9 protein-coding genes and 1 tRNA gene are annotated in these 12,369 nt (G+C 67.4%); 1 reads left to right on the top strand and 9 read right to left on the bottom strand.

The genetic code is table 11. The annotated features are described in order from the left end of the window. Positions 1 to 37: 37 nt before the first annotated feature. The 4 genes from nusA to scpB form a co-directional block, all read right to left on the bottom strand. Positions 38 to 1,525 (bottom strand): transcription termination factor NusA, encoded by a 1,488-nt coding sequence (gene nusA, locus C7R54_RS26800; RefSeq protein WP_129153965.1) that lies wholly within the window; start codon positions 1,523 to 1,525, stop codon positions 38 to 40. Beyond that, positions 1,522 to 2,001 (bottom strand): ribosome maturation factor RimP, encoded by a 480-nt coding sequence (rimP, locus tag C7R54_RS26795; RefSeq protein ID WP_129153964.1) that lies wholly within the window; start codon positions 1,999 to 2,001, stop codon positions 1,522 to 1,524. Before rimP ends, nusA begins: the two co-directional genes overlap by 4 nt. Positions 2,002 to 2,387: 386 nt before the next feature. Continuing rightward, positions 2,388 to 4,226 carry a 23S rRNA pseudouridine(2605) synthase RluB gene (gene rluB / locus C7R54_RS26790; protein ID WP_129154071.1) on the bottom strand — a complete coding sequence of 613 codons (1,839 nt, stop codon included), beginning with the start codon at positions 4,224 to 4,226 and terminating at the stop codon, positions 2,388 to 2,390. Between the two features lie 926 nt (positions 4,227 to 5,152). Then, the gene (gene scpB, locus C7R54_RS26785; RefSeq protein WP_129154070.1) at positions 5,153 to 6,496 is read right to left on the bottom strand and encodes an SMC-Scp complex subunit ScpB; all 1,344 of its coding nucleotides are present in this window, start codon (positions 6,494 to 6,496) and stop codon (positions 5,153 to 5,155) included. 78 nt (positions 6,497 to 6,574) lie between these two features. Between scpB and C7R54_RS26780 the strand changes: the two genes are divergently transcribed. Beyond that, a tRNA-Met gene (locus C7R54_RS26780) sits at positions 6,575 to 6,651 on the top strand. Positions 6,652 to 7,536: 885 nt separating this feature from the next. Here C7R54_RS26780 and C7R54_RS26775 read toward each other — a convergent pair. From C7R54_RS26775 to C7R54_RS26755, 5 genes are all read right to left on the bottom strand, one after another. After that, positions 7,537 to 8,622 (bottom strand): CobW family GTP-binding protein, encoded by a 1,086-nt coding sequence (locus C7R54_RS26775; RefSeq protein ID WP_338026256.1) that lies wholly within the window; start codon positions 8,620 to 8,622, stop codon positions 7,537 to 7,539. A gap of 93 nt (positions 8,623 to 8,715) precedes the next feature. Further along, positions 8,716 to 8,997 carry a hypothetical protein gene (locus C7R54_RS26770; protein WP_129153963.1) on the bottom strand — a complete coding sequence of 94 codons (282 nt, stop codon included), beginning with the start codon at positions 8,995 to 8,997 and terminating at the stop codon, positions 8,716 to 8,718. Positions 8,998 to 9,182: 185 nt separating this feature from the next. After that, entirely contained in the window at positions 9,183 to 9,989 is an 807-nt protein-coding gene (gene otnI / locus C7R54_RS26765; RefSeq protein ID WP_129153962.1) for a 2-oxo-tetronate isomerase, read from the bottom strand. A gap of 100 nt (positions 9,990 to 10,089) precedes the next feature. Beyond that, complete coding sequence (locus C7R54_RS26760; protein ID WP_240039729.1) at positions 10,090 to 11,517, bottom strand: heavy metal sensor histidine kinase; 1,428 nt, start codon at positions 11,515 to 11,517, stop codon at positions 10,090 to 10,092. Continuing rightward, entirely contained in the window at positions 11,499 to 12,194 is a 696-nt protein-coding gene (locus C7R54_RS26755) for a heavy metal response regulator transcription factor (RefSeq protein WP_129153960.1), read from the bottom strand. The genes C7R54_RS26760 and C7R54_RS26755 overlap by 19 nt, the downstream gene beginning before the upstream one ends. Positions 12,195 to 12,369 lie beyond the last annotated feature (175 nt).

The raw sequence follows: 12,369 nt of genomic DNA, 5'->3' as shown, positions 1-12,369 counted from the left end.
TCCAATAAAACGATTACCAGGCGGGCCGCTCCGCGGCCTACCCCCCTTCCTTCTCATCGAACCAATGCGCGCGGGCGCGCATGATCAGATCGCTGGAAGCCTCCTCATCCAGGCCGGAGATTTCCGCCAGCTCATCGGTGGCCAGCTCCGCGAGGTCGTCCCGCGTGTGGACCTGGCGCTCGGCCAGCTTGGCGGCGAGCTCCGGCGTCACGCCTTCCAGCGACAGCAAATCCTGCGCCGTTTCCACGGCTTCTTCCTGGGCGATGGCCTCGGTCAGCAGGGCATTGCGGGCACGGGTGCGCAACTCGTTGATCGTGTCCTCGTCGAAGGCCTCGATCTCCAGCAGTTCCTGCATCGGCACGTAGGCGATTTCTTCCAGGCCCGCGAAACCCTCATCGATCAGGATGTCGGCCACTTCCTCGTCCACGTCCAGCTTGCTCATGAACGTGGCGCGCAGCGCGGACCGCTCGGTCTCCTGGCGGTTCTGGCTTTCTTCCGGCGTCATGATGTTGATCTGCCAGCCGGTCAGCTCGGACGCCAGGCGCACGTTCTGGCCCTTGGCGCCGATCGCCTTGGGCAGGTTTTCCTCGTCGACCACCACGTCCATGGCGTGCTTGTCTTCATCGACCAGGATGGACTCGACATTGGCCGGCGCCAACGCGCCGATGACGAACTGCGCGGGCTCTTCCGACCACAGCACGATGTCGACCTGCTCGCCGCCGAGTTCGTTGCGCACGGCGGTCACGCGCGAACCGCGCATGCCGACGCAGGTGCCGATGGGATCGATACGCTTGTCGTAGGCAACCACGGCGATCTTCGCGCGCACGCCGGCGTCACGCGCCGCCGCCTTGATCTCCAGCAGGCCCTGCTCGATTTCCGGCACTTCGTTTTCGAACAACTGGCGGATGAACTCCGGCGACGTGCGCGACAGGATGACCTGCTGGCCGCGCGCGGCATGATCGACCTTCAGCACATAAGCGCGCACGCGGTCGGCCACGCGGATGTTTTCCTTGGGGATCATCTCGGAGCGCGGCAGGCGGGCTTCGATCTTGCCGGTCTCGATAATGGCATCGCCCTTGTCCATGCGCTTGACCGTGCCGGACACGATGGTCTCGCCACGATCCAGGAAGTCGTTGAGCACCTGCTCGCGCTCGGCGTCGCGGATCTTCTGCAAGATGGCCTGCTTGGCCGCCTGCGCGCCGATACGACCGAATTCGATGGGTTCGAGCGGCTCTTCGATGTACTCGCCGACTTCGATATTGGGCACGATTTCGCGGGCGTCCGTAAGCATTTCCTGCTTGTCGGGTTCCTGCAGACCGGCCTCGTCGGGCACTACCAGCCAACGGCGAAAACCTTCGTGACTGCCGGTTTCACGGTCGATGGAAACACGGATGTCCGCATCGTCCTTGAACCGCTTTTTCATGGCCGAAGCCAGCGCACTTTCGAGCGCTCCGAACACAACCTCGCGCGTAACGTTCTTTTCGCGCGCCAAGGCGTCGACCAACAGAAGAATTTCGCGACTCATCGCTTTTTGCCCTTGAAATCCAGAACGGGGTCCAGCTTGGCGCGTTCGACATCGTCGAACGTGAAACGCACCACCTGTATATCGTCCTTCTTTGCCTCAAATTCCACACCGAAAGTGGCCTTCTGGTCCTCGGCCACCTCGTCGGCGACCAGGATCCCGTTGAAGACCTTGCGGCCCTCGACCGCCTGGCGCAGCTTGACTTCCACGCGCTCGCCGGCGAAACGACGCAGGTCGGACTCGCTGCGCAAGGGGCGATCGACGCCAGGCGAGCCGACTTCCAGTCGCTTGTAATCGATATTCTCGACCTCGAACACGCGCGACAGCTGACGCGACACCTGCTCGCAATCCTCGATGCGCACCCCACCGGGACGATCGATGGTCACGCGCAGCAGGCCCAGGGCGGCACGTTCCACGTCGACAAGTTCGACGTCCATGCCGGCCAGCGCCTCTTGGGTCATTGCGAATAAATCAGCCATATGCTCGAAAAAAATGGGCTGTACGCCCAGCCCATCGTATTGTGCGGAAAACGGCCCTGACAGCACCGTCCCCCGCCTTTATTTGTTCACTCGCCATCGCGCCGCAATCCGGGCGCCATGACCGCGAACATTGAAAGCCCGCCTTGCCATGCCAGCCACGCGGAAGCGCCAAAACCCGCCTGTGCCGCGCGAGCCGCACGAGGAAAAACCACGCGCATCCAGCACGAACAGCCGCCGAAACAGCTGCCAGCACAGGCAGGCACAAACGACGAGCCTGCGAAAACCCGGAATTTTATCAGATTTTCGAGAAATTGCTTGCTACGTCGAGGAGTTACGGAATACGGGACAGTCTTGGGCAACTATCCTGCATCCGTAGCCACGCCGCGTCAGCGACCGCCGCGGCCGCGCAGGTCGGCGATGCCGATGCGCGATTCGTGCGCCGAAGCGCCGCGCGGCTGCCAATCATCGCCCCGCGCGCCGCCACCGCCGCCCCCGCCATTGCCACGGTTACCGCGCGACTTGCCTTGCGGGCCCGCGGGCTTGCCGCTGCGGTTGCCCTTGGGAGGACGCGCCGCGCGCGGCCCCTTGGGCTGACCTTCGGCGCCCGGCTGGGCATGCTGCTGGCGCGGCCCCTCGCCCTTGCGGGCGTTGGCATGCTTGCCGCCCTGCTGGCCGCGGGCCTTCTGGCCGGACTTGCCCCGTCCTTGGCCTTGCCCTTGGCCCTGCTGAGCCTGGCCCTGGCCTTGGCCCTGCGCCGCCCCTTGGCCGGGACCGCGCTTGCCGCCACGGCGGCCCTTGCCGTTGCCGCCGCCATTGCCATTGCCGCCACCATTGCCCTTGCCGCGGCCGCCGTCGTGCCCCAGCGGATGCCCATTGGCATAACCGCCGGCGAACATCAGGCCGGTGCCGAAAGGATCGGAAGGCGAGGAAGCGGTCTGGCCGCTACGGCCGGGCTTGCCCCCCTGCAACTTGCCGCGGCGGCCGATGCGCGCCCCGTTCATGCCATTGTTTTCCAGCGTGCCGAAGCCCGGAGGCAGCGCGCTGTCATGCGATTCGGGCTGCTTGGAACGGCGTCGGCCATCGCCGTCGTCATCGTCGCGCAGCAGGCCCAGCTGCACCATCAGCGCCGTGCACAGATTCGGATCCAGCTCTTCCCAGCGACCGCGCCGCAAGGTCGTCGGCAGCACGATATCGCCGAAGCGCGTACGGATCAGGCGGCTCACCGTGACGCCGATGGCTTCGAACATGCGGCGGACCTCGCGATTGCGGCCCTCCTGCAGCGTGACGCGATACCAGCGGTTGCTGCCGTCGCCGCCGATGAAATCCAGGGAACCGAAAGCGGCCTTGCCGTCTTCCAGGTCGATGCCCTCGACCAGCGCCGCGCGCTGCGCATCGTCCATGTTGCCCAGCACACGCACCGCGTACTCGCGTTCCGTGCCATAGCGGGGATGCATGATGCGGTTGGCCATCTCCCCCGAGGTGGTAAAGATAAGCAGGCCTTCCGTGTTCAAGTCCAGCCGGCCGACCGACAGCCACTTGCCGGTGCGCAGCTTGGGCAGCCGGGCGAATACGCTGGCGCGACCGCCGGGATCGTCATGGCTGACGATTTCGCCGGCCGGCTTGTGATACAGGATCACGCGCGGCGGCTTGCGCGTATTCATGCGCGTGATGACGCGGCCATTGACGCGCACCTGGTCGTTGGCGGCCACACGCTGGCCGATATGGGCCGGCTCGCCGTTGACCGAGACACGGCCGGCGACGATCAACTCTTCCATTTCGCGACGCGAACCGATGCCGGCGTCGGCCAGCACCTTGTGCAGCTTGGGCATCACGACCTCGCTGTTCAGGTACTTGCCCAGCCGCTGCTCCATGCGCGCGCTTTTTTCCAGGTAGGCCAGCGCCTGCTCGGCCTCGCGTTCATTGCCACGGTCGTTGCCGCGCTGCTCCGCGCCGGCCTGGCCGTCGCCTGCATCGCCACCCGCGGCGCCATGGCCGCCGGCATTCTCCGCCGCGTCGCCGCGACGGCGACGGAAAGGCGTGCGCAGCTTGCGGCCGCGCGTGCGGGCGCCGCCCTCGCCTTCCCCGCCTTGCGGCTGGCTTGCGGCGGCGCCGGCCGTTTCGCCATAGGCGTCGGCCACCGGCTCGAAGGCCGGGGCTGGCGCCGCGAAGAGGTCGCCGCTCTGGCCGCGGGTCGTCGCCGGCGGCGCATCGCCATCGCCGCGCATCGCGGCTGGCGCGTAGTCATTGCCCGGCTGGGCATCCGCCGCGCGGGCGGAGCGATTGCGGGCAGGCTTGCCGCCCCGCTCGCGTTGGGCGGACACGGAAGCGGTCTGCGCCCCATCCGCCACGGCGGCTGCGGCGGACGTCTCGGCGCCCGCGGTCTCGGCGGCGCCGTTACGGCGGCGGGTCCGGGCGCGCGCAGCCTGGGTTCCATCAGAGCCAGCCTGAACCTGCGCCGTCTCGGCGGCCGGAGCCGTCGCGGTCGCGGACGTCGAGGTCGCGGACGCTGGGGACCCGGATGCCACAGGCGCCGGCGATGCCGCGGGCACCGAAACCGGCGCAGCCGAAGCGGATGCGATCGTTGCGGAAGCCGTAGGCGCGGCGGCGGGTGTCGCCGGGGCGGTCACCGACGGCGCTTGCGCGGCCGCGGGTTCCACGGCCGTCGCCAACTTGCGCGAAGATGTGGCGCGTCGGGTTTCAACCTGCATGGGCGCGGCGGCGGCCGCATCGGCCTCGCTCGCAGCGCCTTGCGCGCGCGGGACACGGGGCGTACGCGGCTTCCTGACCGGCGCGGCGCCAGCCGAGTCCGTGGCCGCAGCCGCATTGACTTCGGCGGCGCCCGCCGCGGCCTGATTCGTCTCCGTCCGCCCCGCCGTCTCCAGCGCGTCCCCGGTCACGGCGGCCTTGGCGCGTGTCGTCTTGCGGGGCGCGCGCGCACGCGGCGCGTCCACCGTGTCCTGAGAGGACGTGGCGGCCACGGCGGTCTCAGCCGCCTGCCCAGCCACCGACTCGGCCCCCTCGGCGCGCGTCACGCGGCGTGCGCGCGGCTTGCGCGCCGGCGTCGCGGCGTCATCCTGCGCGCCGGCGGGATTCACGGCTTCATTCACGGGAACGACTTCGTCCTGCGCTTTCTTATTGATGGTCACTAGAACTACTCCGGATTTCTATCTTTGCGAGACGCGCCGTGCGCGTCCTCATCGTCAGGCTGCTCGGACGGGCGTTCGGCGACGGCGTCCGGCGTGGGTGACGGAATTTCAGGCTCCCCGCTCCGCGGCTCGATTTCCGGCGCGATGCTGGGAGGCGTTATCTCAGGTGTACGTGCAGGTTGAGGGACCTGCGCCCCGTCGCCGGGCTGATCTATGGTGTCGTGCCCAGGCGGCGGCATATCTGGCCGGCCGGCAACGGGCGCCGCCAAGGCGGACACCTGCTCGTTTTCATGATCGATGGACAAATCGGCGGCGGCCGCGTTTCCGGTAGTTTCGGAATCCTCCGCGGCATCGATATCCGTATCCGCGCGGGCCGCGCCGGTCCGCTCCGTCGCCTGGCGCACATCGTGCGCGGCATCGTCAGCGGCTGGCGATAAGGGAGATTCTACGCCAGATGCCGGCGCCCGTGCATCATCCCCGTCCGGAATATCCACAATTCCTTCCTCGCCAGCGTCCTGGCCGGACGCGGAAACCACATTCGCCCGGCTGTCGTCGCCGGGATTCCCGGCCGATGCCTCCGGTGCTTCCGCTGCTTGCGCACTGGAGAGTTCAGCGCTGGAGGCTGGCGCATCCGCACCGCCCGCCGCGGAACCCGCGCCCGGCGCGTCAACGTCAGCGGCGTCGCCCCCGGCGGCCTCGGCGGTATCGGCCAACCCGGCCTGCCCCCCTTCGGGCAAGGCGCCGTCGTCGCCGGCAGGCTGCCCTTCGGCGGCGACGATTTCCTCGATCTCGACCCCGCCGAGATCCAGCCCCGCGAGCGCCGCGGCGGCGCCCTGGGCCTCCAGCGGCGGCAACTCATCCAGGGCCCGCAATCCCAGATCGTCAAGGAACTGCCGTGTCGTCCCGAACAAGGCGGGACGCCCAGGCGCATCGCGATGGCCGATGACCTCGATCCATCCCCGATCCTCCAATGTCTTGACGATCTGCGACGACACCGTCACGCCGCGGATATCCTCGATGTCCCCGCGCGTGACCGGCTGGCGCCAGGCCACGATGGCCAGCGTTTCCATGACCGCGCGCGAATACTTGGGAGGTTTCTCCGGATCCAGCCGTTGCAGGTAGCGCTGCATATGGGGCCGGCTCTGGAAACGCCAGCCGCTGGCCAGCGATACGAGCTCCAGGCCGCGGCCCGTCCACGCCTCCTGCAGTGCTTCCAGCAGGCTGCCCAGCCTTGCGTCGTCGATGTCGTCGTCATCGTTGAACAGTTTGCGGATTTCACCGCGCGGCATCGGCTGCGTTGCGCAGAGCAACGCGGCTTCGATGATGATTATTGCCTCGCTTTCGTTCATCGATAGGTTCAACTTTTCTAAAAAACAGACAAATGACTTGCCATGAATCAAAAATAGGGTTAATATTCTTTTCTCAGACGCGGGGTGGAGCAGTCTGGCAGCTCGTCGGGCTCATAACCCGAAGGTCGTAGGTTCAAATCCTGCCCCCGCAACCAGATATCCAGAGAAGGCTTGGCGAAACCGCCAAGCCTTTTTTGTTTTTCCAACACCCTGATTTCCGGCGTGAAAATCGTTGCGCCGACACAGGGCATGCCAAGGGCTGCAGCGCCATTCATGCGCACGACAGCGCCATTGCCGCTCACAGCAGCCGGCGCCACGCCCATTTCCCCACCCTCCCCGCCAAGGCCTTCGGCCACGACCGAGCATGCCGCCGGGGCAGCGAATGTTGCGCCGCGCGTAATGGCACAGGCAAAGGCAAGGGCGTTGATCGCCGGCATCGAGGACGGCATGGACGAATGGGAAGCTTGCAAAAAGACCTCGACCAACAAGGCTGGACAAGACAACGAAAACAGGAAAAATTGGGTGAAAACCCAGGCGAAACACCGGGCGAAAACCCGCCGGCCATGCAGCGGGATTCCGACAACCGTCATCCGTGGATACAGTCCCGGGCTGCGCCAAATTTCGATCTGGAATGCAATCCTGGACCAGCGGGGCAACGACGCGCGTCTCTATGCGTGCACCGCATGCATGCACATCGGATACGGCACTGGCCACCATACGGAATACGGCGCAGGAACCGCAACGCGACCATGCGGCGACAAGCATGCTCAAGAGGGACGCTCAAGAGGGCCCGGACGCCGGACATCGCGAGCGTTCCCCCGCGGCAGGCCCGGGCAACGAAGCGGCTTAGAGAACCCGACCTAGAGAACCCGGCTTGAGAACTCGGCTTTGAGGATTCTGCTTTAAAAACCCGGCTTCGAAAACCCAGCTTTGAGAACCCGGACCGCGCTGCAGGTATTCAAACGATTATACGCGCCATTATCCTGAAAAGGAAAAAACCGGGACGCAATTAACCAGGAGGCGGCGCAGACCCGCCCGGCCTATGCCAGCGCCGTCCGCAGCATGGCGGCCAGGGCCTCGGCGCGCATCCCGCGCACGATAAAAACCAGCCGCGAACGAGAGTCCGCATCCGGCCAGGCGCCCAGGGCGACCAGGGGATAGAGCTCCCGGTGCACGCCATGGACCACCCAGGGCCCTGTCCCATCGGCGAAGGAAACCAGCCCCTTGACCCGCAGCAGGGACTCGCCCAGCGATTCCTGCAGGGACGACATGGCCCGCAGGAACGACGGCCGCGCGGGCGCATCGGAGTACACATACGTCCAGACCGCCACGTCATGCGCGGCGCCGCCTCCACCCTCGCCGGCGCTGCCCGCGACAGGCGCCAGCCGGCTCAGCCAGCCAGCCGCGACGGCCGGCGCCGCCTGCGCGGCGGCTGACGATCTTCGGTATCCCCCTTCCGCAAGTAGCGAGGCAGGCAGATCCCCTTGCGGCGCCAGAACATGCACCAGGGCCGCGGGATTCACGGCGGCGATCCGTGCGCGCGCCCGCGCGGCTTCGTCCGCCGATGCCAGGTCCACTTTGCTCACCACCACCTGGTCCGCCAGCGCCAGTTGCTGCGTCATTTCGGGGGGCAAGGGCGCGGAAGCCGCCAACTGGCGCGCATCGGCGACGGCCACCGTGCCCTCGTAGGCATAGCGTTCCGCCAGGAAATGCTCGTGCCGCAACGTGAACAATATCGGCGCCGGGCTGGCCAGGCCGCTGGTTTCGATGATCAGGTGCCGGAACGGCTTGATCGACCGCCGCAGCGCCTGCATGAAGAGGTCCCGCAGGGTATCGGCCAAGGCGCCGCGCACCAGGCAGCAGATGCATCCGCCCTCCAGCACCGACACCGTATCCGCGCTGCCGCGCACCAGGTGGTGGTCCATGCCGACACTGCCGAACTCGTTGATGACGACGGCCGCGCCCGCATAGCGGGGCGTGCGCACCAGGCGATTGAGCAAGGTAGTCTTGCCGCTACCCAGGAAACCGGTCAACACGGTGACGCCGATGCGCGTGTCGGCCGGCATCGCGGCAGGATTAACTTCTGCCGGCAAGGGCGCACGAGGCGCTTCGATACGTTCGGTCATTGGATGGGTCCGCTAGCCTGGAGACAGGACTATATCGGACAAGCCCTGGCCGGGGTCCGTGCCCCGCCCTCGCACCGCTTCCTTCAATTCCGTTCAGGCGGCCCGCCTCTGCACCTCGGCCGACGTTGCGCCGGCCGACCTGTCGTCCAGGCCGCCGCCGCTACCGCGTGTCGCCTGGCCATGCGCATACGCATAGGCCAGGCTCATCGCCTTGCCCACCGCCACCTGTTCGGAGTGGGACACCGACCGATCGCCCATGGGCGGCACGCCGTCGACCAGGGCACGGGCCACGAACCCTGCCTCCACCGACGCGATTTCGATCGCGAACGCACGGCCGCGTATGACGCCGCGCGCGACATGATGCCATCTGATCACAGCTCCCTCCTCCGGGACGTTCATGGCTACATGCTCGCGCAAATGGCGGATCAGTGAAATGCAGGCTCTTTCGGGGTGTTACCAATGGTGCCCCACGCCGGCCGATCCTGCCGAGCCGTGCGCCGCGCGTTGCAATCGACGCTTGCAAAGAAGAGGGCGTCGCCCCCTGCGGGACAACGCCAGGATCAGCCGGCCGCCCGCCCTGCGCCGGCCTGCCAGGCGCGCAGCCAGCCCAGCCCGGCCGACGTTCCGGCGCGGGGGCGGTACTCGCAACCTATCCATCCGTCGTAGGCCAGCTCGTCCAGGACGCCGAAAAGATGGGGGTAGTTCACCTCGCCGGTATCGGGCTCCTGGCGCCGCGGCACGCCGGCAATCTGCACATGGCCCACGCGGCCCGTCGGCAGATAGGCGCGCAGTCGCGTCTCCAGGTCGCCTTCGACGATCTGGCAGTGGTAGAGGTCCATCTGGACTTTCAGGTTGGCGGCCCCGACGTCCTCGACCATGGCATGCGCCTGTGCCTGGCGATTGAGGAAATACCCGGGCATGTCGCGCGTGTTGATGGGCTCGATCAGCAGATCGCGGCCCGCCGGCGCCGCCTGGGCGGCGGCCCACGCCAGGTTCTCGCGATAGACATCTTCCACGGATTCCCGCGCGGCGCCGGCCGGTACCACGCCGGCCATGACGTGCAGGCGCGGGCAATCCAGCTCCTCCGCGTACTCCAGCGCGCGCAGGATGCTGTCGCGAAAATCCTCGCGGCGGCCAGGCAGGCCCGCCAGGCCCCGCTCACCCGCCGCGTAATCGCCCGGCGGCGCGTTGAACAGGACCTGCCGCAAGCCCGCCGCGCGCAACCGGGCCGCGATCCCGGACGCCGGCCACGGGTACGGGAACATGAACTCGACCGCGTCATAGCCATCGTCGGCCGCCGCCTGGAAGCGGTCGAGGAAATCGTGCTCCGTGTACATCATGCTCAGATTGGCGGCAAACCTGGCCATGCGGGCCTCCATGCGAGTCGAAGTGGGGATTGCGGAAAAGGACGCGGCCTGCACCATACCGCAAAACCGGCGGCCCGGGCGCCCCCTGCCCCGCCCTGTCTCATGGTGCCGGCCCCACGCCCGGCAGGCCGCCTCGCGCGCGCGGGTACGCCAGCGTGAAGCGGACCCGCGCGGAGGTCTCGCCCGGCGCGGCGGCCAGGCATTCGGCGGTGGCGCTGCCGCCGTGCAGGGCCATGATGGCGCGCACGATGGACAAGCCGAGGCCGCTGGCATCGGAGTCGGCGCTGCGGGAGAAATCGGCTCGGTAAAAGCGGTCGAACAGCTTGTGCAGGCGCTCCTGGTCGATGAAGGGCCCCACGTTGTCCACATGCACCATGATCGCGTCGGGGCCTTCCTGGGCGCTCAGCGTGACTACGCTGTCGGCATCCGCATAACGCACGGCATTGGCCACCAGGTTGCCCAACGCGCGCCGGAACAGGATGGGATCGGCCTCCACCCGGCCTTGGGCGCGAGCCACCAGGCGGATGCCGCGCTCCTCCGCCACGCCCTCGAAATACTCGGCGATGCGGTCGAACTCCACGGGCAGGTCCAGCCACGCATAGCTCAACGCCGACTGCGCGTTGTCCGCGCGCGCCAGGAACAGGATGTTCTCGACCAGGCGCGCGATGCGTTCGAGCTCTTCCACGCTGGACGCCAGCACGCCCTCGTACTCCTCCGGGCTGCGGGGCTGGCACAGCGCCACCTGGCAATTTCCCAGCAGGGCGCCGATCGGCGTGCGGATCTCATGGGCCAGGTCGGCGGAGAACTGCGCCAGGCGTTCGTAGCCGTCCGCCAGCCGGTCCAGCATGTCGTTGAAGGATGCGGTGACCTCGCGCAGTTCATGCGGCGTGTCGTGCGTATTGAGCCGCCGGTCCAGGCTGCCCGGCGTGATGCCCGCGGCTTGCGCCGCCATGGTGCGCAAGGGCCTCAATCCCCGCCGCAATGCGGCATAGCCCAATACGGCGATCGACAGGAAGGCCGCCAGCACGGCCAGCGCGATCTGCGCGCGGTACTGGCGCAGCATGCGGGTCTCCCCCAGCATCACGTGTCCGGCCACCACCTCCAGCGCGGTGGCCGTCATGGCCGACACCCAGCGGATGGGCACGCCCAACGTGCTGTCGAGCCCGTGGACCGACGCCGCCGTCAGGTCCTGGTGCAGCGGCGCGGGCGTCAGGTCAGGCAGCGCCTGGCCGCTGGGATTGACGTTCACCAGCGGCGCATGCCCGGGCAGGCGGAATACGAGGATGTCCTGCTCGTTGCCGAGCATGTTCTCGAACAGCTGCGGACGCGCCCGCATATCGTCCAGCCGCAAGGTTTCCTGCAACAGGGAACGATAGCGGTCGACGCGGCCGATCAGGCCCACGTCGCTGCGCGCCACCATGTTCGCCTGCATGGACATATAGAGATAGACGCCGGCCACGCTGACCACCACGGCGGCCAGCAAGGCGAACAGCAGCGCGGTGCGCAGCGTCAGGGAGCGGGAGCGCATTCGGCGCATGCGCGCACCTCGCAGACGTAGCCCATGCCGCGCACGGTATGGATGAGCTTGGGCTCGAAGGGCCGGTCGATCTTGGCGCGCAGGCGCTTGATGGCGACATCGACCACATTGGTATCGCTGTCGAAGTTCATATCCCACACCTGCGAAGCGATCAGGGTACGCGACAGGACCTCGCCCTCCCGGCGCACCAGCAGGTGCAGCAGCGTGAATTCCTTGTTGGTCAGCGGCACCGCGACGTTCATGCGCGTCACGCGGCGCCGCAGAACGTCGATATGCAAGTCCGCCAGGCGCAACTGGTCGGCCTCGCGCACCACGCCCCGGCGCAGCAGCGTGCGTATGCGCAACACAAGCTCGGTGAAGGAGAAAGGCTTGACCAGGTAGTCGTCCGCGCCCAGCTCCAGCCCCTGTATGCGGTCCTGGAGCTGGTCGCGGGCGGTCAGGAACAGCACGGGCACGTCCTGCTTCGCGCGCAGCGCCTCCATCACCTGCCACCCGCTCAGGCCGGGCAGCATGACGTCCAGCACCACCAGGTCATAGGATGTTTCCAGGGCCATGTGCAGGCCGTCGGCGCCGTTGCGCGTCCAGTCGACGGCGTATCCGGACTCGGCCAGGCCCTTTTTCAGGTACTCCCCCGTTCTCGCATCATCCTCGACGACCAATATCCGCACGCATCACCTCTGTCTCAAGCCTGCATTCTAGCGATCCCGCGCCGGACGCTTAATGACATTTTTGTCATCCGCGGGTCATGTTGGCGTCCCCAGCCGGGGCGGATCATCCCTCCAGCTGCTACGCGGCGATGCACTGCCTACCCGCCCTGCCGCATCGGCGGGCCCCCAGCCTAGT

The organism is Achromobacter aloeverae (assembly GCF_004121055.1).
In the GTDB taxonomy this organism is placed as follows: domain Bacteria; phylum Pseudomonadota; class Gammaproteobacteria; order Burkholderiales; family Burkholderiaceae_B; genus Bordetella_C; species Bordetella_C aloeverae.
The sequence above is the reverse complement of the archived record's forward strand: the minus strand, read 5'-3'. Positions and strand labels throughout refer to the sequence as shown.